The organism is Nocardioides sp. Leaf307 (genome assembly GCF_001423135.1).
Lineage (GTDB): Bacteria > Actinomycetota > Actinomycetes > Propionibacteriales > Nocardioidaceae > Nocardioides > Nocardioides kribbensis.
Window position 1 is genome coordinate 455198 of sequence record NZ_LMNY01000002.1, and the last position, 24016, is coordinate 479213.

Here is a 24016-nt window from a genome sequence, read left to right on the forward strand (position 1 = left end):
CGCCATGGAGACCCAGCCGCAGGTCCACCCGCAGGCGCAGCCGCTCTCGATCCCCGCGCGACCGGAGCTCACCGGCGGGCGCCGGGTGGGGGTGCTGCTCAGCCACGGGTTCACCGGCTCCCCCGCCTCGATGCGACCGTGGGGCGAGCGGCTCGCAGCCCGCGGCTACGCCGTCGAGGTGCCGCGCCTGCCCGGGCACGGCACGTCGTGGCAGGACCTCAACACCGTCGGCTGGTCGCAGTGGCGCGACGCGCTCGAGGAGACCCTGGAGGAGCTGGCCGCGCGCTGCGACGCCGTCATGCTCGCCGGGCTCTCCATGGGCGGGGCGCTGGTGCTGCGCCTGGCCGCCGACCACGCCGACGACCCCCGGGTGGCCGGCGTCGTCGTGGTCAACCCCGCGCTGGCGACGAAGCGTCTCGACGTCAGGCTGCTGCCCGTGCTCAAGCACGTCGTGCCGTCCTTCCCCGGCATCGTCAACGACATCAAGCGACCCGGCACCGACGAGCACGGCTACCACCGCACGCCGCTCAAGGCGGCCCACTCGATGATGCGCGCCTGGCCGGGGGTCGTGGCCGACCTGCCCCGCATCTCGGTCCCGCTGCTCTACCTGCGCTCCACCGTCGACCACGTCGTCGACGACTCCACCGAGCCGCTCGTGATGGACCGGATCTCCTCGCCCGACCGCACGCTGGTCCGGCTCGAGGACAGCTACCACGTCGCCACGCTCGACAACGACGCCCAGCGGATCGTGGAGGAGACGCTGCGCTTCCTCGAGCGGGTGACCGCGCCCGCCCGCTGACCGCGTACCGTGGGCCGGGTGCAGCGTGAACCCCACGACGCCGAGGACGGGTCGACCGACCCCCACGACGCCGCCTGGCGCGCGATCGTCGACAACTACGGCGACCGCCCCGAGCTCGACCCCGACGACCTCCCGGGGGCGGGGCCGCGCCACGACCACGCCGCGGCCGGCCCCGGTGACGCACCGGAGCCTCCCGCCGAGCGCGTGGGCCGGTGGCGCCTGGAGCCCGAGACCCCCGTCGAGGGACCCCGCGACCCGTTCGCGCTGACCCCGGAGGACCGCTTCGTGCCGCCGGAGCCCCCGCCGGTGGACCGCCCGCCGCTCGACCGCCTGGCGGCGTGGGTCGGTGTGCTCGGCGCCCCCGTGGTCGTGGTGGCCCTGCTCCTGCTCTCCACCGTGCTCGGCGTCGGGTTCCCCGGCTGGGTGCTGCTGCTGCTGGTGGCCGCCTTCATCGGCGGGTTCCTCTACCTCGTGGCCCGCATGCCCCGCGAGCCCCGCGACCCCTGGGACGACGGCGCCCAGGTCTGAGCCCCACCCGCGGGCGCCGGCACCCGGACGGCCTCAGCCTCCGGCGGCCCCGCGCGCCAGGTACGCCGCACCGACGACACCGGCCTCGGGGCCGAAGCGGGCCCGCAGCACCGGAGGCACGCGGCGGTGGGCGGCGCCGACCAGCGACCGGGCCAGCGCGGAGCGGGCCGGCTCGAGCAGCCGGTCGCCCGCGGCCGAGACCCCGCCGCCGACCACGACGACCTCGGGGTCGAAGGCGGCCACGAGGTTGGCCAGGCCGACACCGAGCCAGTCGCCGACCGACGCGAAGGCCTGCCGGGCCAGCAGGTCGCCGTGCTCGGCGGCCTCGGTGACCATCGGGCCGAGCAGCCGCTCCGGCACGCCGCCGCACATCTCCTCGAGCACCGTGGGCTCGTGGCCGAGGCGGTCGCGGGCGAAGCGGACCAGGGCATTGCCGCTGGAGTACTGCTCCCAGCAGCCCCGGCCCCCGCACTCGCACGGCGCACCGTCGGGCACGACCTGCGCGTGGCCGAACTCGCCGGCCATGCCGTTGGTGCCGCGGTGCACCCGCCCGCCCAGCACGACCGCACCCCCGATCCCGGTGCCCATCGTGACCACCAGGGCCTCCGAGGCGCCCCGGGCGGAGCCGGCCACGCACTCGGCCAGCGCGGCGCAGTTGGCGTCGTTGTCGAGGGCGACCACGGTCTCCCAGCGCGCGGCCAGCCGGGCGCGCACGTCCTCGCCGCGCCAGGGCAGGTGCGGGGCGAACATCACCCGCTCCCCCGCCGCGTCGACGAAGCCGGCCGCGGCCAGGCCCACCCCCGCGACCGGTCGTCCGTCGGCCACCTCGCGCACGGCCTCGTCCAGGGCGGTCTCCACCAGACCCACCTCGACGCGGCGGCCCGGGGTGGAGCGGCGGGCGATGCGCGGCAGGGAGTCGTCGGGGGCGACCTCGGCGGCGAGCACCTTGGTGCCGCCGACGTCGACGCCGATGAACAGCCCGGCGCCGTCGCGCGACACCGTCTCGTGGGGCGGGGCCACGTCAGTAGCGCGCGAGGTCGGCGGCGCCGATGAGGCCCGCGCGGTTGCCCAGGCGGGCCTTGCGGATCTCCAGGCTGGGGCGGTGCCCGCGCCCGGTGAGGTTGGCCGCGAAGGCCTGGCGGATCGGGCCCAGCAACAGCTCGCCGGCCTCGCTGACCCCGCCGCCGATCACCACCACGGCCGGGTCGAGCACGGCGGTGAGCGAGGCGATGCCCTCCCCGAGCCAGCGACCGAGGTCGGCCAGCTGCTCCACGGCGAAGGGGTCGCCCTCGCGCGCGGCCTCGGTGATGAGGGGGCCGGTGATCGCCTCGGCCGCCCCGCCGGCGCGGTCGAGCAGGGTGCGCGCCAGCAGCGAGCCCCCCGCGGCGGCGCCGCGGGTCTCGCGCACCAGCGCCGAGCCGCTGGCGTACTGCTCGAAGCAGCCGTAGTTGCCGCAGCCGCACAGGTGCCCGCCCGGCACGACCCGCATGTGGCCGATCTCGGCGCCGACACCGAAGGCACCGCGCCGCAGGTGGCCGTCGAGCACCAGCCCGCCGCCGACGCCGGTGCCGACGGTGACGAGCAGCAGGTCGTCGACGTCGTGGCCCGCACCGAAGCGGAACTCGCCCCAGGCCGCGGCGTTGGCGTCGTTCTCGATCACCACCGGCAGGTCCACGCGCGCCTCCAGCTCCGCCTTGAGGTCGACGTGGCGCCAGGCGATGTTCGGCGCGAACATCACCACCGCGCGCGACTTGTCGACGTAGCCCGCGGCGCCGACGCCCACGCGGGTGATGTCGTGGCGGCTGCGCAGCTCGGTCACCAGCCCGGCGATGGCCAGCTCGATGGCCTCCTCGTCGGAGGCCGGGGAGACCACGCGCAGCTCCTCCAGGATGCTGCCGTCCTCGTCGACCACGCCTCCCGCGATCTTGGTGCCGCCGACGTCGATGCCGCACGTGAGCGTCACTGGTCCTCCTGGAGGTGCTGGGTCTGGTGCCGGGTCTGGTCGTGCGGGGTCTGGTCGTGCGGGGTCTGGTCGTGCGGGGTCTGGTTGTGCGGGTTCTGGTCCTGCTGCTGCTCGGCCCGCGGGGGCCGGGCCGGGTCGGGCGGGTCGGGCGGGTCGTCGTCGAGGTCGATGTGCTGCACCCGGGACGTGCGCCGCTCGGCCGCGGCCCCGGTCGGGTCGGCCTCCGAGCGGTCGGCCCCCGTGGTGCGGGGGCCGGCGTCGTCGGGCACCTGGGTGGCCAGGACCCCGGCGGCGGCCTGCACGAGGGAGGAGGCCGCGGAGGTGAGGTGGGCACGCACTTCCGGGCTGAGCTGGCGCACCGCGGCGACGGCACGGCAGACCGGGCACCAGGCGCACTCGGGGGCGCCCGTGGCGAGGTTGTCCTGGAGACCGCGGTGCACGTGCTCGCCGACGCGGGCGGCCTGCTCGGCCACCTGCTCGGCCAGCCCCGAGAGGCCGGCGCCGAGGCCCGACCCCAGCCCTGCGCCCAGTCCTGCGCCCAGGCCCGCGCCGAGGCCGGGGCCCTGGTCGCGGGCCCAGTCGGCGAGGGCGCCCATGAGCTTCGCGGCCTCCTCGGCCACGTCGCCCACGTCGCCCACGTCCTCACCGGACCCGCTGCGCGCGTCCGGCTCGCCCGCAGCGCCCGGCGGCTGCTCCTCCGGCCCGGTCACGACGTGCGCTCCCGTCGCGGGGGCACGTCCACGGCCGCGGCGGGAGCCCCGGCGAAGCGCACCTGCAGCTCCCCGTCGACCACACCGGCGCCGACGAGGTCGAGGCGCGCGAGGGCGGTGGGCAGGGTGAGCAGGCGGCGGTAGGACCCCACGGTCACGACCAGGTCGTCGGCGGTGCGGGCCAGGTCGACCTCCGAGCGGGTGGCGCCGGGCAGGGCCAGGCGCAGGACGGCGCCGTCGCTGCTGCGGGTGATGCGGAAGGGGCCGGCCCCCGTGGGCGCGGCGAGCGGGTCGTCCCCGGCGTAGAGCTCCTCGGCCAGGCCGCGCAGCGCCTCGAGGCCGACCGGCTCCTGCGCGCGGTAAGCCGCGCGCCACACCGGGAGGCCCGCGAAGGACTCCTGGACGCCGGCCAGCACGTCGTCCTGGGCGAGCACCCAGCCGGCACGCCAGTCGTCGGAGCCGCCGGCCGGGAAGACGCGGTTGGCCACGACGCCGTCGACGCGGTAGCCGAAGAGCGACAGGGTGGTGTGGAGGCGACGGGCCTCGGCGACGACCACCTGCTCGGGGGTCAGCACGAGGCGCACGCTGGCCTCGGGCCCCGAGAGCAGCGCCTGCACCTCGACCAGGTCGGCGTGCAGCCGCTCCAGCGCGCCCAGCACGGAGTCGGCGGGCAGCGGCACGCCCGCCGCGCGGGTCAGCACGGGGCGCAGCGCGCGCACCAGGCGCCGGTCGGCGGGCAGCGCGCGCTCGACGTACCACCCCAGCGCCTCCGGCAGGGCCAGCAGCCGCAGGGTCTCGGCGGTGGGCGCGCAGTCGACGACCACGACGTCCCACTCGCCGGTGAGGGCCTGGGTGCGCAGCTCGAGCAGCGCCAGGACCTCCTCCGCGCCGGGCACCACGGTGAGCTCCTCGGCGGTGACCGCGTCGACGCCGGCGCGGTCGAGCACGGAGAGCAGGTAGCCCTGCACCTCCACCCAGGACTGCTGGAAGCGCAGCTGCGCGTCGACCTGCTGCACGCTCAGGTGCGGCGCGACCTCGGTCGGCTCGCTGCCCACCGCCACACCGAAGGCGTCGGCCAGCGAGTGGGCGCCGTCGGTGGAGAGCAGCAGGGTGCGGTGACCCTCGGCCGCGGCACGGGCGGCCGTGCCGGCGGCGACGGTCGACTTGCCCACGCCGCCCTTGCCGGTGAACAGCACGATGCGCACTGGTGCGTCCCGGTCAGGCGATCGACTCGACGCGCTTCTTCAAGCCCTTCAGCGCCGTGTCGATGAGGATCTTCTCGCCGCGGCGCTTGAGCATGCCGATGAGCGGGATGGTGACGTCGAGCGCGAGGCGGTAGGTGACCTCGGTGGATCCGCCGGGCAGGGCACGCAGGGTGTAGGCACCGTCGAGGGAGCGCAGCATCTTGCCCTCGACCAGGGTCCAGGTGACCTCGCGGTCGCCCGACCAGGTGTAGGCCAGGGTGTACTCGTCCTTGATCGGGGCGACGTCGAGGACGAAGAAGACCTGCGCGGCCCGGTCGCCGCTGCCGGGCTCGACGACCTCGACCGTCTTCACGCCCTTGGCCCAGGCGGGGTACGACGGGAAGTCGGCGATCACCGCCATGACGTCGGCCGGCGCGGCGTCGATCACGATCGACGACGTGGTCTGCTCGGCCACGCGAGCCTCCTTGTTCCTACGGCGTTCTTGCGGCTTGGTCTGGGGCTCGGCCGGTGGCGGGCGCCTCGGCCGGGTGGGATCCGGGCGACCCGGCGGCCGCACGTCGACCTGGCAGGTCCGCCGCGGCGCACGCCAGTGACGGGGGCAGGTCGATTCGCGAGCGTACCGGATGCCGCGCCTGCCGCCCCCAGCGGTAACCTGCGCCGGGACCGACCTCCTCGCGGTCGCGCCCGGACGGCCGACGACCGCCCGCTCCGGATCCGCTCCGGACCCCCGCCAGCACCCCACAGGAGGCACCGTGCGTGAGTTCTCCACGCCCCTGACCATCGAGGTCCCCGCGACCGGCAACCTCACCGACGACGTCGTGCGCAACGCCGCCGAGGCCCCCGACGCGGTCGTCTTCAGCCGGCCCGCCCCCGACGGGTCGGGGTGGGCCGACGTCACCGCGGCCACGTTCCTCGCCGAGGTGCGCGGCGTCGCCAAGGGCCTGGTCGCCGCCGGGATCGAGGCCGGCGACCGCGTCGCGCTGATCTCCAAGACCCGCTACGAGTGGACCCTGCTCGACTACGCGATCTGGTTCGCCGGCGCCGTCACCGTGCCGGTCTACGAGACCTCCTCCGAGGAGCAGGTCGCCTGGATCCTGCACGACTCCGGGGCCCGCGCGGTCGTGGCGGAGACCAGCGCCCACGTCGCCCGCGTGAGCGCCGTGCGCCGCGACCTGGAGGACCTCGTCCACGTCTGGTCGATCACCGACAACGCCGTCGACGTGCTCACCCGCCTCGGCGGCGACGTCACCGACGCCGAGCTGGAGGCACGACGTACGGCGGCGACGCCGCTGGACCTGGCCACCCTGATCTACACCTCCGGCACCACCGGGCGGCCCAAGGGCTGCATGCTCACCCACGGCAACTTCATGTTCGAGCTGGGCGTGGCCGTCGACGAGCTGGAGCGGCTCTTCGAGGCCGAGGGCGCCTCGACCCTGCTGTTCCTGCCGCTGGCCCACGTCTTCGCCCGGATCATCCAGGTCGGCGCGGTCAAGTCGCGCACCCGGCTGGGCCACAGCGCCGACATCACGCACCTGCTCGACGACCTCCAGGTCTTCCGCCCCACCTTCATCCTCGCCGTGCCCCGCGTCTTCGAGAAGGTCTTCAACACCGCCTCGCAGAAGGCGGCCGCCGACGGCCGCGGCGCGATCTTCGACAAGGCCGCCGAGACCGCCATCGCCTACTCCCGCGGCCTCGACAGGGGCCGCCCGTCGCTGGCGGTCAAGGCCCGCCACGCCGTCTTCTCCCGGCTCGTCTACGCCAAGCTGCGGGCCGCCCTCGGCGGGGAGTGCACCCACGCCGTGTCGGGCGGGGCGCCGCTGGGCGAGCGGCTGGGCCACTTCTACCGCGGGATCGGCCTCACCGTGCTCGAGGGCTACGGCCTCACCGAGACCACCGCGGCGCTCACCGTCAACCTGCCCGACGCCGCCAAGATCGGCACGGTGGGTCGCCCGCTGCCCGGCACGGCCGTGCGCGTGGCCGACGACGGCGAGCTGCTCTTCCGGGGCGGCCAGGTGTTCGCCGGCTACTGGCGCAACGAGGCCGCCACCGCCGAGTCGCTCGAGCGCGACGGCTGGTTCCACACCGGCGACGTCGGCGAGGTCGACGACGAGGGCTTCGTGCGGATCACCGGGCGCAAGAAGGAGATCCTGGTGACCGCCGGCGGCAAGAACGTCGCTCCCGCGGTGCTGGAGGACCGGCTGCGGGCCCACCCCCTGGTCGACCAGTGCATCGTGGTCGGCGACGGCCAGCCCTTCATCGGCGCCCTCGTCACCCTCGACCCCGAGTCGCTGGCCGCCTGGGCCCAGACCCACGGCAAGTCCGGCGGTGTCGGGGCGCTCGTCGACGACCCCGACCTCCAGGCGGAGATCGAGGCCGGCGTCGAGGAGGCCAACAAGGCGGTCTCGAAGGCGGAGTCGATCCGCAAGTTCCGCGTGCTCACCGAGGAGTGGACCGAGGAGGGCGGCCAGCTCACCCCGAGCCTCAAGCTCAAGCGCAACGTCGTCATGCGCGAGCTGCGCGCCGAGGTGGAGGCGCTCTACTCCTGACGCATCCGAGCAGCGCGGCTCAGGGCCGGGGTTCCCTCCTTCCCCGGGTCTCGCCCCCCCCTCGGCAGCGGGCCATCGGACGCAGGACGCGTGGCCTGGCCCGTGCCGCCTCGCCCTCTACGCAATTGCGCGATCCACGCACCCGGATCACGCACGTGCGCCGTACCGACGGCACGGCTGACGCACGACGAGCATTGCGCCACTTCGACCACCAGCCCGGCCCCCACCCCGCACCAGCCACGCAAAGCCCGACACCCACTACCCCACCGCGCTCCCCACCCCGCGCAATTGCGCGATCCACGCACCCGTCAGCCGAGCCCACGGGTGTCCGAGGCGTCCGAGGCGTCCCAGACGCCCCACGAGCACCCGGGGTCCCACCCCACGAGACGGCGGGACCTTTTGCTCAGCAGCGGTGGCGATTGACCGAAAAGCCAGATGCACCGCCGGCGCGTCCCTAGCATGAGTCGCGGAGGGGCGCCAGGGCCGGATCGGCCCGGGCGCCGGTGCACGGGGCCCGAGGGCGGTCCCGTCTGAGCCGAGGAGAGGTCACCGACGATGGACCGACGCAGGGTGCTCCTGGTGGTCGCGGCCGTGGTGGCCGCCCTGGGCACGGTGCTGGTGTTCCTCTACGTGCAGGGAGCCGACAACCGGGCCGAGGCGCAGTTCGCCACCCAGGAGGTCCTGGTCGCCAACACCCAGATCGAGCGCGGCGAGACCGTGCGCCAGGCCCTCGACAGCGGGAAGCTGTCGCGCGAGGCCGTCGCCGAGGGGCAGATCCTGCCCGGGGCGCTGAGCGAGGCCACCGACGTCGCCGACCTGGTCGCCCTCACCACGATCTACCCCGGTGAGCAGATCGTGCCGCAGAAGCTCGGGGCCACCGCGGCCGGCGAGTCGCCGCTCACCATCCCGCCGGGCAAGATCGCGGTCTCGGTCAACCTCACCGACCCCGCCCGGGTCGCCGGCTTCATCACCCCCGGCTCGGAGGTGGCCATCATCTACAACGGCACCGACCCGGCCGGCCAGCAGTTCACCCGCACGCTGATGACGCGTGCCACCGTCCTGGGCGTCGGCTCCACGACCCCGGTCAGCGTGGCCGCCGCCGCCGACGGACAGGAGGCCCCCGCGCCGGCGGAGCAGGTGCCCAACACGCTGCTCACCCTCGCCGTCGACCAGGCGCAGGCCCAGCGCATCCTGTTCGCCCAGGGCTCCGGGGAGCTGACCTTCGCGCTGCTGACCCCCGAGGCCAACCTCAAGGCCGACCCGGGCGTCACCGCCGAGAACCTCTTCGGGTGACGACGTGCCCGTAGTCGTCGACCCCGACCCCGCCGTCCTGGCCGCCCTGCTCCCGGCACTGCCCGCGGGCAGCCAGGCCCTCGACACCACCGACCGCATGGCGGCCTGGCTGGCCCAGCACCACGACGAGTACGTCGTCGTGCTCGGCCCCGGCCTCAAGCTGGTCGACGCCCTCGACGTGTGCGAGCAGCTGCGCACCTCCCGCCCCACCGTCAGCGTGGTGCTCGTGCTCGGCGAGCTCGACACCACGATGCTCACCCAGGCCATGAAGGCCGGCGCGCGCGACGTGGTGCCCGAGGGCGACCTGGAGTCGCTCACCTCGGCCGTCGCCCGCGCCCACCAGCTCTTCGTCGCCCTGCGTGGCCCCGCCGGGGCCACGCAGGTGGGCAAGGTCGTCACCGTCTTCTCCCCCAAGGGCGGCGTCGGCAAGACGACCATGGCGGTCAACCTCGCCCTGGCGCTCAACGACGGCGGCGCCCGCCGCGTCTGCCTGGTCGACCTCGACCTCGCCTTCGGCGACGTGGCGATCACCATGCAGCTCTTCCCCAGCCACTCCCTCGAGCACGCCATCGGCTCCGAGGACAGCCTCGATCTCACCCTGCTCGACGGGCTGCTCACCCGCCACCGCGACTCGCTCATGGTGCTCGCCGCGCCCGCCCACCCCGACGTGCGCGAGCGGGTCACGCCGCTGCTGGTGGCCCGCATCCTGCGCACCCTGCGCGAGGGCTTCGACTACGTCGTCGTCGACACCGCGCCGTCCTTCGACGAGCAGGTCCTCACCGCGCTCGACGAGACCGACGAGTGCGTCATCGTGGCCACCCTCGACGTGCCGACGCTGAAGAACGTCAAGGTCGCCCTGGAGACCCTCGAGATGCTCGACATCGCTCCGGGCCACCGCCACCTGCTGCTCAACCGCGCCGACGACGCCGTCGGCATCAGCGCCGAGAAGGTGGAGACCATCCTTGGCATGCCGGTCGCGGCGCAGATCGCCACCTCGATGGACATCGCGGCGGCCACCAACGCCGGCACCCCGATCGTGGTCGGCTCCCCCGACCACCAGTCCAGCACCGCGATCCTCGCCCTCGCCGCGGAGCTCGTCGGCGACGCCGACGACCGGGCCGCCACCCCGGTTACCGCGTCGACGGGTGCCCCCGCCGAGCCCACCGCCGCGAAGGCCCGCTTCCGGATCAGGAGATGACGCGATGAGCACCCTCGCCGACCGTCTCGCCGCGGCCCGCCGCGCGTCCGGGTCCCCCGCCGGATCCAGCACCACGACGTCCACCACGACCACCGAGGCCGCACCGGGGCGGACCGCCGAGGAGTCCGGCGCGCCGCAGCCGGCCCGCCACCGCGGCCCGGTCGGCGCGGTGACGCCCGAGGCCAGCGTGCAGGCGGCCGCCGCGGCCGCGGCGTCGTCCGCCACGGCCGGCTCGGCCCTCACCACCCGGCGACCCGCGCCCGCCGAGCAGCCCTCGGTGGGCGCCGCTGCCCGGCGTACGCTCGCCTCGCAGCAGGGCGACCGGATCGAGGAGCTCAAGAGCAACGTCCACGTCGAGCTGCTCAAGCAGCTGGGGCCCCACCTCTACGCCTCCGACATGGACCAGGACGAGCTCGACCAGCGCGTGCGCGCCGTGCTCGCCGAGGTGCTGGGGGCCCAGGACCGCCCGCTCAGCAGCAGCGACCGCGCCCGCGTCACCCAGGAGATCAGCGACGACATCCTGGGCTACGGACCGATCGAGCCCTACCTGCGCGACCCCGACGTCTCGGAGGTCATGGTCAACGGCCACGACTCGATCTGGCTGGAGAAGGGCGGCCGGCTGGTGCCGGCCACGGCCCAGTTCGCCGACGAGGACCACCTGCGCCGCACCATCGACAAGATCGTCTCCCGCATCGGCCGGCGCGTCGACGAGTCGAGCCCCATGGTCGACGCCCGTCTGCCCGACGGCAGCCGCGTCAACGCCGTGGTGCCGCCCCTGGCCGTCGACGGCTCGGCGCTGACCATCCGCAAGTTCGCCGCCGACCCGCTCACGGTCGACGACCTCATCCGCTTCGGCTCGCTGAGCCCCCACACCGCCGACTTCCTCGACGCCTGCGTGCGCGGTCGGCTCAACGTCATCGTCTCCGGCAGCACCGGCGCCGGCAAGACGACCACGCTCAACGTGCTGTCGTCCTTCATCCCCGACGACGAGCGCATCGTCACCATCGAGGACGCCGCCGAGCTCCAGCTCAAGCAGGACCACGTCGTGCGGCTGGAGTCGCGCCCGGCCAACATCGAGGGCAAGGGCGCGGTCACGATCCGCGACCTGGTCAAGAACAGCCTGCGCATGCGCCCCGACCGCATCATCGTCGGCGAGGTCCGCGACGCCTCCGCCCTCGACATGCTCCAGGCCATGAACACCGGCCACGACGGCTCGATCTGCACCCTGCACTCCAACGGACCGCGCGACACGCTGGCCCGCATGGAGACCATGGTGCTGATGGCCGGCATGGACCTGCCCGTGCGCGCCATCCGCGAGCAGGTCGCCTCGGCGGTGGACCTGATCGTGCACCAGACCCGCTTCAAGGACGGCACCCGCCGCATCACCCACATCACCGAGGTGGAGCGCATGGAGGGCGACGTCATCACGCTGCAGGACATCTTCGTCTTCGACAACGCCATGGGCTTCGACCACGACGGCCGCACCCTGGGCCGGATGCGTCCCACCGGGCTGCGCCCCAAGTTCCTCGACAAGATGGCCTACGCCAACGTCACCGTCGACCCGGTGCTCTTCGCGACGGACCGGATCTGATGCGCCCGCACTCCCCGGCCGGGCGGTGCCTCACCGCGCCGCGGTCACGGAGCCGGCGCCTGCTGCGCGCCGCCGCCCTGCTCGCGGTCGCGGCGACCCTGGGCCTGGGCGCCGCCGGCCCGGCCCTGGCCGCCGGCTCCGCCCCCGGTTCCATCGAAGGCTCCCCCGACGCGTCCGAGGCCACGATCTCGCACGTCGAGCCCCGCGACGACGGCGCCGAGGTGCTCGTCTCGGTGCCGCCCGACAGCGACGTCGACCTCGGCGGCGTCTCGGTGACCGTCGACGGCACCGCGGTCGAGGCCACCGCCCAGCCCGCGGGCAGCTCCGGCGCGGTGCGGCGCACGGCGGTCCTCGTGGTCGACACCAGCAACTCGATGGCCGGGGAGCGGTTCGCCGCGGCCCGGCAGGCCGCGCTCACCTTCCTCGACAGCGCACCCGACGACGTCCTGGTGGGGGTCGTCGCCTTCTCCGGCGAGGTCACCGCGGCGCTCGAGCCGACCCTCGACCGCGACGCCGCCCGCGCCGTCGTCGAGGGCCTCTCCCTCTCGCGCCGGACCCTGCTCTACGACGGCGTCCTCGGCGGGGTCGCCATGGCCGGCGACGAGGGCCAGCGCAAGCTGCTCGTGCTCTCCGACGGCGCCGACACCTCCGAGACCGACATCGACGACGTCGCCGCCGCCGTCGAGGACTCCGGCGTGCTGGTCGACGTCATCGCCCTCGAGCAGGGCTCCGCCCAGGAGAAGGTGCTCCAGACCCTCTCGCGGGCCGGGCAGGGCCGGGTCGTGGCCGCCGACAGCGACGCGCTGCGCGCCGCCTTCGCCGAGGAGGCCGACGCCCTCGACCGCCAGGTGCTGGTCAGCCTCACCGCACCGGCCGACCTCGCCGCCACCGAGGCCGAGCTGCGGATCGCCCTGCCGACACCGCAGGGCGAGGTCGTCGCCGAGGCCTTCACCACCGTCAGCGCCGCCAGCGCGGCCGCGCCCGGGAGCGCCGGCCTCGACGCGTCCGTCGTCGACGACAGCGGCTGGGTCGCCCCGGCCTGGACCATGTACGCCGGGGTCGGCGCCCTCGGCGTCGGCCTGGTCGGTCTCGTCGTCCTGCTGGTGCCGCGACCGGCCGCGCCGATGACCGCCGCCGAGCGGGTCGAGTCCTACACCGCGAGCGCCTCCGGCGGGTCCCGGCTGCCGACGGTGCCCAAGGTCGACCCCGACCAGGCCCTCCAGCAGGCCAAGGACGCCGCCGGCAAGGTGCTGCGCCGCAACAAGGGGCTGGAGGCCCGCATCGCCGTGCGCCTCGACGGGGCCGGCAGCGACCTCAAGGCCGCCGAGTGGCTGCTGGTGCACACCGGCATCGTGCTCGCGGCCGGCCTGATGGGGCTGCTGCTCGGCCAGGGCAGCCTCGTCGTCGGCCTGCTCTTCCTCGCCCTGGGCGTGCTCGGGCCCTGGATCTACCTCGGCGTCCGGCGCTCGCGGCGCCGCAAGGCCTTCAACAGCGCGCTGCCCGACACGCTGCAGCTCATGTCGGGCTCGCTGTCGGCGGGGCTCTCGCTGGCGCAGTCGGTCGACACCATCGTGCGCGAGGGCGTCGACCCCGTCGCCTCGGAGTTCCGCCGCGTGCTGGTCGAGGTGCGCCTCGGGGTGAGCCTGGAGGAGGCGCTCGAGAGCGTCGCCGAGCGCTTCGAGAGCAAGGACTTCGAGTGGGTCGTCATGGCCATCCGCATCCAGCGCCAGGTCGGCGGCAACCTCGCCGAGCTGCTCGACACCGTCGCCGGCACGATGCGCGAGCGGGAGTACATGCGCCGCCAGGTCGCCGCGCTCGCCGCCGAGGGCAAGCTCTCCGCGTGGGTGCTCGGGCTGCTCCCCCCGCTGTTCATGGTCTACCTCGTGCTCACCAACCGCGAGTACGTCGCTCCGATGTTCACCGAGCCCCTGGGCTGGTTGATGTTGGGCGGCGCCGGGCTCATCCTGGGTCTGGGCGTGTTCTGGATGAGCCGGCTGATCAAGGTGGAGGTGTGAGATGACCATGGTCTTCCTGCTCGGGGTCGTGCTGGTGGCGGTCTCCCTCGTCCTCGTCGGTGCCGCCCTGCGCACCGACGCCGAGTCGGCCGGGGTCACCCGCTCCCTCGCCGTGCTCGAGGCCATGACCGATGCTCCGAAGGTCCTCACCGAGGAGATCGATCGGCCCTTCGCCGAGCGGGTCCTCGACCCGCTGCGGGCCCGGGCCCTCGTGGTCGGCCGCAGGATCACCGGCGCCGACGCCGCCGAGCGGATCCGGCGCAAGCTCGACCTCGCCGGCAACCCCGCCGGTCTCACCGTCGACAAGGTCGTCTCGGCCAAGGTGCTCGGCGCCGTGGCCGGGCTCGTGGTGGGCGTGCTGGTCGCCCTGCTCCTCGGCGCCTCGCTGGGGGTGCTGCTCGGCGTCGGTCTCGGCGCTCTGGTGCTCGGCTTCCTCGGCCCCAACCTCTACCTCTACCAGAAGACCTACGACCGCTCGGCGCAGATCCTGCGCGAGCTGCCCGACGCCATCGACCTGATGACGATCAGCGTCGAGTCGGGCCTTGGCTTCGACGCCGCGCTCCAGCAGGTCGCCCGCAACACCGAGGGTCCGCTGGCCGACGAGTTCGCCCGCGTGCTCAAGGAGATGCAGATCGGCCAGGGGCGCTCGGCGGCCCTGCGCGGCCTGTCGGAGCGCACCGACGTCGACGATCTGCAATCCTTCGTCAGTGCCATGGTCCAGGCCGACTCGTTCGGCATCCCCGTCGCCCAGGTGCTGCGCGTGCAGTCCAGCGAGATGCGCGTGAAGCGCCGCCAGCGCGCGGAGGAGAAGGCCCAGCAGGTGCCGGTGAAGATCACGGTGCCGCTGATCTTCTGCATCCTGCCCTGCCTCTTCATCGCCGTCATGGGCCCGGCCGTCATCAGCATCATGGACAACTTCTAGTGGGCCGCCCCCGGTGAAGGACCTCCAGCCGCTCTCCATCAGCGCCGCCGCACGAGCCTTCGTGCTGGTGGCCCTGCTGGTCCCCGTCTCCCAGGGGCGAGGGTCGGCTGCCGCCTACGCCCTGGTCGTGGCGGGACTGGCCTGGCTCCTGGCGAGCCTGGCCGAGCGGCGCAGCGCCGGGTCGTCGCCGCCGCTGATGGTGGTCGAGGCGCTGGCGGTGGGCGTGGCCGCCGGCTACGGCCTGCCGGGCACCATCGCGATCCTCGGCATCCTCGCCGTGCCGCCCTTCGTCGCCGGGCTGAGCCGCGGGCTGGTCGGCACCGCGGTGGCCCTGGGCGTCGAGCTGGCGGCCCTGCTGGCCGCGGTGCAGCTGCTCCACGGCGGCGCGAGTGGCGACGAGGCCTTCAGCATCGTCACCTGGACCATCACCGGCCTCGGGCTCGGCCTGATCGCGACCTTCCTGCGCTCCTCCATCGCCCGCACCAACGACCCCTTGGAGCCCTACCGCTTCGCCCAGGAGCTGCTGCGCCAGCTCATCGACCTCAGTGGCGGCTTCAGCTCCGGCCTCGACCCCAACGCCCTGGGCGGGGCCATCCTCAGCGGGGTGCGCGACGAGATCCCCACCTCGACCCTGGTGCTCTACGTGCCCCGCGGCGACGGCCTCACCCCGCTGCTCACCCGCTCGCTCGAGGGCGAGGACCTCGGCGACAGCGAGCTGCGCGCCGAGCGCTCCTGGGCGGGGGCGGCGATCCTGGTGGAGGGCCGCTCCTTCGCCTTCCCGCTCTCCACCGGCGCGGGCGTCGCCGGCATCGTCGCCGGCACGCTCTCGGAGCGGCTCGACCCGGTGCCGCTCGACCTGCGCGACCGCCTCGTGGGCCTGGCCCGCGGGCTCGGCCCCAGCGCGGTGCACCTCGACACCGCCCTGCTCTTCGCCTCCTTCCGCGACGCCGCCACCGCCGACGAGCGCCGCCGGCTCTCCCGCGAGATGCACGACGGGGTGGCCCAGGAGATCGCCTCCCTGGGCTACGTCGTCGACGCCCTGGCCGCCCGGCCCGCCGACCCCCAGCAGGCCGAGCGGATCGAGATGCTGCGCGAGCGGATCAGCGCGATCGTCGCCGACGTGCGCCGCTCGGTCATCAACCTGCGCACCACGGTCGGCGAGAGCGAGAGCCTCGGCGCCGCGATCGGGGCCATCGCCCGCAACCTCAGCGAGGTCTCGGGCCTGGCCATCGAGGTCACCCTCGACGAGCACACCGGCCGGCTGCGCCCGGAGGTCGAGGCCGAGCTCTTCCGGATCACCCAGGAGGCCGTCAACAACGCGGTCAAGCACGCCCGCTGCACCACCGTGCGGGTGCACTGCCAGGTCCACCCGCCACGCGCGTCGATCAGCGTGGTCGACGACGGCCGCGGCCTCGGCGAGCCCCGCACCGACTCCTTCGGCCTCGGCATCATGCGCGAGCGCGCCCGCCTGGTGGGGGCCGACCTCACCGTCGAGGACCTCCCCGGCGGCGGCGTCGGCGTGCGGGTGAGCCTCGGCGACCGGCCGGCGCTCCAGGACTCGTCCCAGCCCTCGGGCCCGGCGGCAGACAGCGAGCCCGTGAGCACCACTACAGTGAGGGCATGACCGACCAGCCGATCCGTGTCCTGCTGGTGGACGACCACGAGCTCATCCGCACCGGACTCTCCGGCGTCTTCGAGCTCGAGGCCGACATGACCATCGCCGGGGTGGCCGCCACGGTCAGCGAGGCCATCGCCTCCTTCGACACCCTGGCGCCCGACGTGGTGGTCACCGACCTTCAGCTGCAGGACGGCACCGGCCTCGACGTCGTACGCGCCGTGCGCAAGCAGAGCACCACCGTCGGGCTGGTCGTGCTGACCATGCACTCCGGCGACGACCAGATCTTCGCCGCCATGGAGGCCGGCGCCTCGGGCTTCGTCGGCAAGGACGCCCCGTCGGCCGAGGTCATCCGCGCCGCGCGGCACGCCAAGGTCTCCCCGCGGTCCTTCGTCTGCACCGGTCTGGTCGGCGCCATGATGCGCCGCACGGCCGCGGAGTCGACCCGCCTCACCGACCGCGAGCACGAGGTGCTGCTGCTGCTCGCCGACGGCCTGGGCGCCGCCGCCATCGGCGACAAGCTCTACCTCAGCGAGTCGACCGCGAAGTCCCACATCGCGCGGATCTACCAGAAGCTCGGCGCCGCCAACCGCGCCCAGGCCCTCGTCACCGCCATGCGGATCGGCCTGCTGTCGAGCATCGCCCCGGGCGGACGGTCCTGAGGCTCCGCCGACCGGGCCATGGGCCCGCGGCGGGCGGTGCGGAGAGGTAGTCCGAAGGGACTACCCGGGTCGGAGCGGTGGGCCGATCCGACGGCGGGCGATCCCTAGCAGGATCAGTGGTGTGAGGTCCCCCGACCTCGACCGCAGATCCACGGACCACATGGGAGCCCGAACATGATCACCTACCTGAGCATCCTGCTCAACGCCCTCCGCACCGACCGCGACGACGAGCGCGGCGCCTCCGCCGTGGAGTATGGCCTGCTCATCGCCGGTATCGCGGCCCTCATCGTCGTGGTCGTCTTCGCCTTCGGCGGCACCATCAGCGACATCTTCAACGAGACGTGCGACAGCGTGAGCGGCGGAGCCACCACTTGCGACGCGCCTGCGGCCCCCGCTGGCGAGTAACAGGTGCTCGAGACCCGGGGCACCGACGGTCTCGCTGACCTCGGCGCCTCAGCGGTCGAGTACGGCCTGCTGATCTCCGGCATCGCCGCCCTCGTGGCCGCCGCGGTCTTCGCCTTCGGCGGCGGTGTCGACGGACTCTTCGGGGACACCTGCGACACCGTCAGCGCCAGCACCGCCACCGACGGCTGCTGAGACCGGCACCCCAGCACAGCACGACCCCGTCAGGGGAGGGACTAGCAGCCCCCGGCGACCACAGCGGTGGTCGACGGGGGCTGCTCCGCGTCCGACGACGTACCGGTCTCAACGGGGGCCGTCGGCGAGGGCCCGCAGCTCGCGCCGCCAGTCCTGCGTGAGGCTCCCGACGTCGAGGCCCGACACCCGCCTCAGGGTCGCGCCGAGGTCCTCGCCGCGGCTGGTGGCCTCGTAGAGCCGCACGAGCGCCTGCTGGCCAGCCTGCTCGGCGACGACCCGGCAGGCCAGCCAGGCGCTCTCGTAGGTCGCCCCCAGGTGGGTCTGCGCGACGTCGAAGTCGTCGGTGCCGGGCAGGGCCGCCGGCAGACCCTCGCGCCGTACCCGGGCGATGGCCTGTGCCGCGGTCGTGGCGAGGGGGAGGTCGACGTCGCGCAGGGCGACGTAGTCGGCGAAGCCCTCCACCAGCCAGAGCGGCGCCCGGCTGGTGGGGGCGTCGGTGACCGCGTGGGTGGCCTCGTGGCTCATCACCACCTGGGCGCCGGTCGGGCGCAGCCTCGACATCTCCTCGGGGTTGACGAAGACGTGCAGCGGACCGCCCGGCTCGTCACGGCCGTCGACGGGGGCGGTCACCGCGGCGACACCGGCGTAGGTGCCGGCGGGCACGTCGAGCAGCGCGTCGAGCTGGTCGGCGCCGGCGGGCACCTCGACGACCAGACGGGGGCGGTCGGCGGGCACCACGCGCGCAACCACCGGCACGGCGCGGCGGGCCAGGGCGGCGTACTCGCGCAGCTCGGCGGCGTCGCCGGCGACCATCACCAGCGTGTCGGGGGTGCGGGCCACCCGCAGCGGCTCGGCGAGCCACAGCGGTGTGCGCAGGCCCCCTCCCCCGGCCGAGACGAGGGCGACGCGGTCGGGCTCGGCCCGCAGCGTGAACGCCACCTCGGTGCGGGCGGGCGCCGGGTCGAAGCCGCGCAGGCGCCAGGTCACCTCGACCGCAGCCGACCAGGTGCCGGCCGCGTCGACGGCGCTCGCCTGCTCGACGTAGCGCAGCGTCACGCCGGCGAGCCGCAGGTCGGCCGCGTTCTCGACCGCGGCCCGCAGGCGCTCCGCCGCGGCCGGGTCGTCCTCGGGGGCGAGGGCGGCCGCCGCCGCGGCGTCACCGCTCGCGATCGCCTGCTGCAGCCGCTGCAGCGCGGCCGTGGCCAGGCCCGGCTCGGCCTCCCCCGCCGCGGCCGGGTCGGGGCCGGCCGGTGCGACGTAGGGCGAGTCGACGACCCGCCACACCACGAGCCCGGCGAGCACCAGCACGCACAGCGAAAGGCCGGCCACCCACGTGCGTGGGCGACCGGCCTTCGAGGTCGGGGCGTCGGTCAGGGCTCAGCCCGGGCGGACGGCGCCGACGTAGGGCATCGACATCACCGGGGCGGTGGTGACACCGCTGCCGGGGTTGGCGGCGTGCACGATCATGCCGTTGCCGATGTACATGCCCACGTGGCTGATGGGGCTGTAGTAGAAGACCAGGTCGCCGGGCTGGAGGTCGCTGGAGCTGACCTGCGGACCGGAGGAGAACTGGGCGCTCGAGCTGTGCGGCAGGGAGACGCCCGCCTGGGCCCAGGCCATCATGGTGAGGCCCGAGCAGTCGAAGGCCGACGGACCGGCGGCGCCGTAGACGTAGGCGTCGCCGACCTGGGCGAGGGCGTACTGCACCGCGGCGGCGGCGCGGCCCGAGGCCGGCACGCTGGTGGGCGCGGGTGCGGCCGTGCGGGCCGAGCTGTCGCGCGAGACGACGGCTTCGCGGGCCTCGGTCTCGAGGCGGTCGAGCAGCGACTCGGCCTCGGCGAGCTTGTCGTCGATGGTCGCCTTCTCCTCGGCGAGCTGCTCCTTGGTCTCCGCGACGTCGGCGGCGCGCTGCGCGACGGCCTGCGCCCGGATGTCGAGGGCCTTGGTCTCGAGGGTGTAGCTGTCGAAGAGCTCGTCCTGCACGGAGTCGAACGACGACATCGTGGTCATCTGGGCCAGGAAGGCGCTGGGGTCGTCGGAGACGACGACCTGGCCGACGGCGGAGATGCTCTCGCCCTCGTACTGGCGCACGACGGAGTCGCGGACCTGCTCGCGCACGGCGTCGAGTCGGGCGTCCTGGCGGTCCTCGTCGGCGTTGAGCGCCGCCAGGTCCTTCTGCAGGTCGGCCAGCTCGATGCGGGCGTCGTTGAAGCGCTCCGAGGCCTGCTCGGCCTCGTGGTAGAGACGGTCGACGCGTGCCTCGACGTCGTCGATGTCGGGCTCGGCCTGGGCCGGCGAGGTGGGGATGAGCCCGATCGCACCCACGAGGGTGAGTCCGACGAGGGCGGTGCTGAGTCGTTTCCGGCCGTGCTGCACGAGCGGACGGTCTCCCTTGCTGTCGTACGCCTACCGGGTGAGCTGACGGATTCGGGCACGACTCGCCCTACGCCCGCTCCTCGCACCGGTGGGTGCGCCTCGCGGGAGATTCACCCCAGAAGAGTTGGTTCCCCGGCTCCGGCGCCGCCAGGCGGCGTCGGACTCAGCGTGGTGCCCGCGCGAACCGGATGGTCCACTGCCACGGGCACCTGAGCACGCGAGGTTAGTCGCCTCACCCCGGCGGACAAAACCCGCCCGCCGGATCGCCCCGGCGCGTCGGGCGCCTTCACGCAATCTTTACCCCCGCCAGCCCCTCGGGTCCCAGTGACCACAGGAGTCACACCGGGCGCGGGGGTGCGTCACGCGGACTCGGCGCCCGGGGTGTCGACCGCCCGCACCAGCCGCAGCGGCGGCACCAGGCCGCCGGCGGCGAGCACCTCCAGCGCGGCCGCCTCGTCGTCGTCGAAGGTCAGCTCGGGCGGCGGCCCGAGCAGCACGGTGACCACGCAGTCGTGGCAGGCCAGGCCCCGGACCACGCAGCTGTCGCAGTCGATTCTCGTCGTCATGGGCGAGACGCTCGCAGGCGCCACCGACAGTCCCGCGCCGCACCGGGCGGGAGCGCGTGTCGCAGGGCCGGATCCGTGGGCCGGCGGCGCGGTGGGCGGTTGGTCGGCCCGGCGTCGGCCCGGTGTCCGCTCGGCGTCGGACCCGGCGTCAGACCCGGCCCAGCAGCCCCGCGAGCGCGTGGACGCCGACGACGCGCGCTCCGGAGCGGGTGACGTCGGCGCGCAGGCTGCGGTCGTCGGTGACCACGAGCACTGTGCGGCCGGCGGGCTCGGCCGCCACGAGGTCGCGCAGCACGTCGTCGGCGATCACCCCGGGCGGGCTGAAGAGCACCTTGACCCCGCGGGGCGGGCTGACGGGGGGCCGGTGCTCGGAGTCGGCGGCGTCGAAGACCACCGTGGTCTCGGCCCCCGTGCGCGCGACCAGCGGCGCCAGGGCGGCCAGCAGCCGGATCCGCTGGGCCTCGAGCGACGAGCCGCCCCACACGCCCTTGCTGACGTTGTAGCCGTCGACGAGCAGCCGTCCGTGGGGCAGGGCGAGCAGCTGCTCGAGCACCGCCGGGCTCACCGTGTCGGCGACGCCGCCGGGGGCGCGGGGTCCGCGCTCCGCCGCCACCTCGGCCTCGACCCGGTCGGCCGGGCTGCCGCTCACCGGCGGCAGGGCCAGCTCGCGGCGCAGCCCCGCGGCGGCGTCGATGACCGAGTCGAGCAGCAGACGGGCGCGCAGGCTGACCTCGTCGCGCTCGCTGCGGGCCGCGCGGCGCTCGGTGCGGCTGGTCGCCTCGAGCCGCTCGACCTGCGCCTGCAGCCGTCGTACGCCGCTCCGCTCGGCCGCCAGTGCGTCCTCGGCGGCCCGGCGGGCCCGGGTCTGCTCGTCGAGCTCGCCTCGGAGCCCGTCGAGGACCGCGTCGTCGACCGCCTGGTCGCCGCGGCGCGCCTCGGCCAGCCGGCGCCGCAGGCCCGCCACCTCGGCCTTGTAGTCCTCGACCTGCTGGCGGTGCAGGGCGCGTTGCTCGCGCAGGGCCTGCTCGGCCGCCTCGGCGCGGCGTCGCCACCGCGACTCCTGCTCGGCCTCCTGCTGTGCGGCCCGGGCCGCGGTCAGGTCGACCGCGGCGGCGACCGGCTCCTGCCAGCCGTCGGGGCGCACCAGCCAGGCCAGCGCGGCCGCCTCGACCGGGTCGTCCAGCCGCGCCAGGTCGGCGAGGGTCGACGACCGTCGCGCGGCGACCTGCACCGCCACCCGCTCGCGCAGGCGCTGGTCTGTCAGCGCTGCGGCGAGGGCGGTCGCACCGAGGCGCGCGCGCCGGGACGGCGTGAAGGCCGCGACCCGTCGCAGCGACGGCGGCAGCGCGGCCACGTCGGGCAGCACCTCGGCGCTCAGCGCCACCACCCGGGCGCGCACCGGCTCGGGGAGGTCCCCGAGGTCGGAGGGGGCGGCCGGGTCGGACATGGAGGGGCACCTCGCGGGGAAGTCGGGTCGGGCGGGTCGGGACGGGCGGCTCGGGGCGGGCACCGCGCGGTGGGCCCACGGCACCCGGGGCACGACCCGGACCGCGCCCCTGCGGACCGCCAGCCTATGCCGCGCGTCGCCACCGGACTGTCGGTGCGCCGCTCTAGCGTCGCCCACCATGAGCAGCAGCACGCGAGAGGCGCCCTCGCCCTGGGAGGCCCAGCGCAGCTTCGACGAGCTCGGGCGCCCCCTGCGCGACCTGACCTTCTGCGTGGTCGACCTCGAGACCACCGGGGGCTCGGCCGCGGGTGGCTCGATGATCACCGAGATCGGCGCGGTCAAGGTCCGCGGCGGCGAGGTCCTCGGCGAGTTCCAGACCCTGGTCGACCCCCGCGGCGAGATCCCGCCGTTCATCGCCGTGCTCACCGGCATCACCAACGGCATGGTCGCGGGCGCACCGCCGATCGAGTCGGCGCTCCCGGCCTTCCTGGAGTTCGCCGCGGGCTGCGTGCTCGTCGCCCACAACGCGCCCTTCGACGTCGGCTTCCTCAAGCACTTCGCCGAGCAGCAGCAGCGGCCGTGGCCCCGCTTCGAGGTGCTCGACACCGCGCGGCTGGCCCGCCGTGTCATCACCCGCGACGACGCTCCCAACTGCAAGCTCTCCTCGCTGGCGGCCCTCTTCGGCGCCACCACGACCCCCAACCACCGCGCCCTGTCCGACGCCCGCGCCACCGTCGACGTGCTGCACGGCCTGATGGAGCGGCTGGGGGGCCTCGGCGTGCACACCCTGGAGGAGCTGCAGACCTTCTCGGCCCGGGTGAGCACCGCCCAGCGCAAGAAGCGCCACCTCGCCGAGGGCCTCCCCCACGCCCCGGGGGTCTACCTCTTCCGCGACGACCGCTCGCGGGTGCTCTACGTCGGCACCTCGCAGGACCTGCGCACCCGCGTCCGGTCGTACTTCACGGCCTCCGAGACCCGCTCACGCATGGGCGAGATGGTCGGGCTGGCCGCCACGGTCACCGGCATCGAGTGCGCGACGCCGCTGGAGGCCCAGGTGCGCGAGCTGCGGCTCATCGCCGAGCACGAGCCGCGCTACAACCGCCGCTCGCGCAACTCGCGCAAGGTGCACTTCGTCAAGCTCACCCGCGAGACCTGGCCGCGGCTGTCGCTGGTGACCCGGGTGCTCGACGACGACGCCGACTACCTCGGCCCCTTCGGCTCGCGCCGCGCCGCCGACAAGGCCCTCGCCGCGCTGCACGACACCTTCCCGGTGCGCCAGTGCTCGGGCCGCCTGCCGCGGCGCCCCTCCCGCAGCGCCTGCGTGCTGGCCGAGATGGGCCGCTGCCTCTCCCCCTGCGACGGCAGCGTCGACGAGCAGACCTACGCCGCGATGGTGCGCCGGCTCAGCGACACCCTGCTGCGCCGCCCCGACGAGGTCGTGGAGTCGATCAACCACCGCATGGAGGCGCTGGCCTCCGGCGACCGGTTCGAGGAGGCAGGGGTGCACCGCGACCGCCTGGCCGCCTTCGTGCGCGCCGCGTCACGCACCCAGCGCCTCTCCGCGCTCAGTGGCTGCCCCGAGCTGGTGGCCTGCCGCCGCGAGGACGACGGCCGCTGGGCGGTGCACGTCGTGCGCCGGGGGCGCCTGGCCGCCGCCGGGGTGATCCCCACCGGCGCCGACGCCCACCAGTACGTCGCGGAGCTGCGCGCGAGCGCCGAGACCGTGGCCGCCGCGCCGGGGCCGGTGCCCGCGGCCACCGCCGAGGAGAGCGAGAAGATCCTGCGGTGGCTGGAGTCCCCCGGCGTGCGCCTGGTCGACGTCGAGGGCGAGTGGGTCTGCCCGGTGGCCGGGGCGACCCGCCACCTGGCCGTCCACGACGCGGTCGCCGAGTCGCGCCGCACCCTCGTGCCCTTCGAGGACCGCCGCGACCTCGCGCCCGTCCACCGCCCGGCGCGCTGAGCCCACCCCCGGCCCACGGCCCC

Annotated in this window: 22 protein-coding genes and 1 riboswitch; of the genes, 13 read left to right on the forward strand and 9 right to left on the reverse strand. The window is 74.8% G+C overall.

All coding sequences use genetic code 11. From position 1 onward, the window contains the following. Positions 1-4: 4 nt before the first annotated feature. Both ASF50_RS11385 and ASF50_RS11390 read left to right on the forward strand, forming a co-directional pair. A complete protein-coding gene (locus ASF50_RS11385; protein WP_082503221.1) occupies positions 5-799 on the forward strand; it encodes an alpha/beta hydrolase in 795 nt (264 codons plus the stop codon). 18 nt (positions 800-817) lie between these two features. Beyond that, positions 818-1327: a hypothetical protein gene (locus tag ASF50_RS11390; protein WP_056904543.1), complete on the forward strand. Its 510-nt coding sequence runs from the start codon at positions 818-820 to the stop codon at positions 1325-1327. Between the two features lie 33 nt (positions 1328-1360). Here the strand turns inward: ASF50_RS11390 and ASF50_RS11395 are convergent, their stop codons facing one another. From ASF50_RS11395 to ASF50_RS11415, 5 genes are read right to left on the reverse strand one after another with little or no spacing between them, the layout of a single operon-like run. Beyond that, a complete protein-coding gene (locus ASF50_RS11395; RefSeq protein WP_235557645.1) occupies positions 1361-2347 on the reverse strand; it encodes an ROK family protein in 987 nt (328 codons plus the stop codon). Position 2348: 1 nt separating this feature from the next. Then, positions 2349-3290 carry an ROK family glucokinase gene (locus ASF50_RS11400; protein WP_056862474.1) on the reverse strand — a complete coding sequence of 314 codons (942 nt, stop codon included), beginning with the start codon at positions 3288-3290 and terminating at the stop codon, positions 2349-2351. Then, positions 3287-4000: a hypothetical protein gene (locus tag ASF50_RS11405; protein ID WP_056904544.1), complete on the reverse strand. Its 714-nt coding sequence runs from the start codon at positions 3998-4000 to the stop codon at positions 3287-3289. Before ASF50_RS11405 ends, ASF50_RS11400 begins: the two co-directional genes overlap by 4 nt. After that, positions 3997-5205, reverse strand: coding sequence for an ArsA family ATPase (locus ASF50_RS11410; RefSeq protein WP_056904545.1), 1209 nt, complete (start codon positions 5203-5205; stop codon positions 3997-3999). The genes ASF50_RS11405 and ASF50_RS11410 overlap by 4 nt, the downstream gene beginning before the upstream one ends. Before the next feature lie 13 nt (positions 5206-5218). Further along, positions 5219-5659 carry an SRPBCC family protein gene (locus ASF50_RS11415; RefSeq protein ID WP_056862471.1) on the reverse strand — a complete coding sequence of 147 codons (441 nt, stop codon included), beginning with the start codon at positions 5657-5659 and terminating at the stop codon, positions 5219-5221. Positions 5660-5957: 298 nt separating this feature from the next. On the opposite strand from ASF50_RS11415, the gene ASF50_RS11420 reads away from it, so the two are divergent. From ASF50_RS11420 to ASF50_RS11465, 10 genes are all read left to right on the forward strand, one after another. After that, on the forward strand, positions 5958-7751 hold the full coding sequence (locus ASF50_RS11420; protein WP_056904546.1) for an AMP-dependent synthetase/ligase: 1794 nt from the start codon (positions 5958-5960) through the stop codon (positions 7749-7751). Between the two features lie 555 nt (positions 7752-8306). Next, positions 8307-9044, forward strand: a complete 738-nt coding sequence (gene cpaB / locus ASF50_RS11425; protein ID WP_056862469.1) for a Flp pilus assembly protein CpaB — start codon at positions 8307-8309, stop codon at positions 9042-9044. Between the two features lie 4 nt (positions 9045-9048). After that, positions 9049-10242, forward strand: coding sequence for an AAA family ATPase (locus ASF50_RS11430; RefSeq protein ID WP_056904547.1), 1194 nt, complete (start codon positions 9049-9051; stop codon positions 10240-10242). A gap of 4 nt (positions 10243-10246) precedes the next feature. After that, positions 10247-11833: a CpaF family protein gene (locus ASF50_RS11435; protein WP_082503130.1), complete on the forward strand. Its 1587-nt coding sequence runs from the start codon at positions 10247-10249 to the stop codon at positions 11831-11833. Continuing rightward, entirely contained in the window at positions 11833-13848 is a 2016-nt protein-coding gene (locus tag ASF50_RS11440) for a type II secretion system F family protein (RefSeq protein WP_056904548.1), read from the forward strand. The genes ASF50_RS11435 and ASF50_RS11440 overlap by 1 nt, the downstream gene beginning before the upstream one ends. Before the next feature lies 1 nt (position 13849). Continuing rightward, positions 13850-14770: a type II secretion system F family protein gene (locus ASF50_RS11445; protein WP_056904549.1), complete on the forward strand. Its 921-nt coding sequence runs from the start codon at positions 13850-13852 to the stop codon at positions 14768-14770. A 13-nt stretch (positions 14771-14783) separates the two neighbouring features. Continuing rightward, positions 14784-16394, forward strand: coding sequence for a sensor histidine kinase (locus tag ASF50_RS11450; protein ID WP_056904550.1), 1611 nt, complete (start codon positions 14784-14786; stop codon positions 16392-16394). Beyond that, a complete protein-coding gene (locus ASF50_RS11455; protein WP_056862464.1) occupies positions 16391-17047 on the forward strand; it encodes a response regulator transcription factor in 657 nt (218 codons plus the stop codon). The genes ASF50_RS11450 and ASF50_RS11455 overlap by 4 nt, the downstream gene beginning before the upstream one ends. A 174-nt stretch (positions 17048-17221) precedes the next feature. Beyond that, positions 17222-17452, forward strand: coding sequence for a Flp family type IVb pilin (locus tag ASF50_RS11460; protein ID WP_056904551.1), 231 nt, complete (start codon positions 17222-17224; stop codon positions 17450-17452). Between the two features lie 3 nt (positions 17453-17455). Further along, positions 17456-17644 carry a Flp family type IVb pilin gene (locus ASF50_RS11465; protein ID WP_056904552.1) on the forward strand — a complete coding sequence of 63 codons (189 nt, stop codon included), beginning with the start codon at positions 17456-17458 and terminating at the stop codon, positions 17642-17644. Between the two features lie 108 nt (positions 17645-17752). On the opposite strand, the gene ASF50_RS11470 is transcribed toward ASF50_RS11465, so the two are convergent. The 4 genes from ASF50_RS11470 to ASF50_RS11485 all read right to left on the reverse strand — a co-directional run bounded on the left by ASF50_RS11470 (position 17753) and on the right by ASF50_RS11485 (position 22033). Beyond that, entirely contained in the window at positions 17753-18973 is a 1221-nt protein-coding gene (locus ASF50_RS11470) for a hypothetical protein (protein WP_156718251.1), read from the reverse strand. Positions 18974-19021: 48 nt separating this feature from the next. Next, positions 19022-20020 carry a C40 family peptidase gene (locus tag ASF50_RS11475; protein ID WP_056904554.1) on the reverse strand — a complete coding sequence of 333 codons (999 nt, stop codon included), beginning with the start codon at positions 20018-20020 and terminating at the stop codon, positions 19022-19024. Between the two features lie 12 nt (positions 20021-20032). Continuing rightward, positions 20033-20199: riboswitch (cyclic di-AMP (ydaO/yuaA leader) on the reverse strand. Positions 20200-20379: 180 nt separating this feature from the next. After that, positions 20380-20586 (reverse strand): hypothetical protein, encoded by a 207-nt coding sequence (locus tag ASF50_RS11480; protein WP_056862459.1) that lies wholly within the window; start codon positions 20584-20586, stop codon positions 20380-20382. Between the two features lie 148 nt (positions 20587-20734). Then, entirely contained in the window at positions 20735-22033 is a 1299-nt protein-coding gene (locus ASF50_RS11485) for an NYN domain-containing protein (protein WP_056904555.1), read from the reverse strand. A gap of 178 nt (positions 22034-22211) precedes the next feature. On the opposite strand from ASF50_RS11485, the gene ASF50_RS11490 reads away from it, so the two are divergent. Next, the gene (locus ASF50_RS11490) at positions 22212-23993 is read left to right on the forward strand and encodes a DEDD exonuclease domain-containing protein (protein ID WP_056904556.1); all 1782 of its coding nucleotides are present in this window, start codon (positions 22212-22214) and stop codon (positions 23991-23993) included. Positions 23994-24016 lie beyond the last annotated feature (23 nt).

What these genes read in the sequence shown, in the direction of transcription:
- ASF50_RS11485 (WP_056904555.1), bottom strand. Translation starts at nt 22,033, where the DNA reads ATGTCCGACCCGGCCGCCCCCTCCGACCTCGGGGACCTCCCCGAGCCG.
- ASF50_RS11490 (WP_056904556.1), top strand. Translation starts at nt 22,212, where the DNA reads ATGAGCAGCAGCACGCGAGAGGCGCCCTCGCCCTGGGAGGCCCAGCGC.
- ASF50_RS11440 (WP_056904548.1), top strand. Translation starts at nt 11,833, where the DNA reads ATGCGCCCGCACTCCCCGGCCGGGCGGTGCCTCACCGCGCCGCGGTCA.
- ASF50_RS11445 (WP_056904549.1), top strand. Translation starts at nt 13,850, where the DNA reads ATGACCATGGTCTTCCTGCTCGGGGTCGTGCTGGTGGCGGTCTCCCTC.
- ASF50_RS11455 (WP_056862464.1), top strand. Translation starts at nt 16,391, where the DNA reads ATGACCGACCAGCCGATCCGTGTCCTGCTGGTGGACGACCACGAGCTC.
- ASF50_RS11460 (WP_056904551.1), top strand. Translation starts at nt 17,222, where the DNA reads ATGATCACCTACCTGAGCATCCTGCTCAACGCCCTCCGCACCGACCGC.
- ASF50_RS11385 (WP_082503221.1), top strand. Translation starts at nt 5, where the DNA reads ATGGAGACCCAGCCGCAGGTCCACCCGCAGGCGCAGCCGCTCTCGATC.
- ASF50_RS11480 (WP_056862459.1), bottom strand. Translation starts at nt 20,586, where the DNA reads ATGACGACGAGAATCGACTGCGACAGCTGCGTGGTCCGGGGCCTGGCC.
- cpaB (WP_056862469.1), top strand. Translation starts at nt 8,307, where the DNA reads ATGGACCGACGCAGGGTGCTCCTGGTGGTCGCGGCCGTGGTGGCCGCC.
- ASF50_RS11435 (WP_082503130.1), top strand. Translation starts at nt 10,247, where the DNA reads ATGAGCACCCTCGCCGACCGTCTCGCCGCGGCCCGCCGCGCGTCCGGG.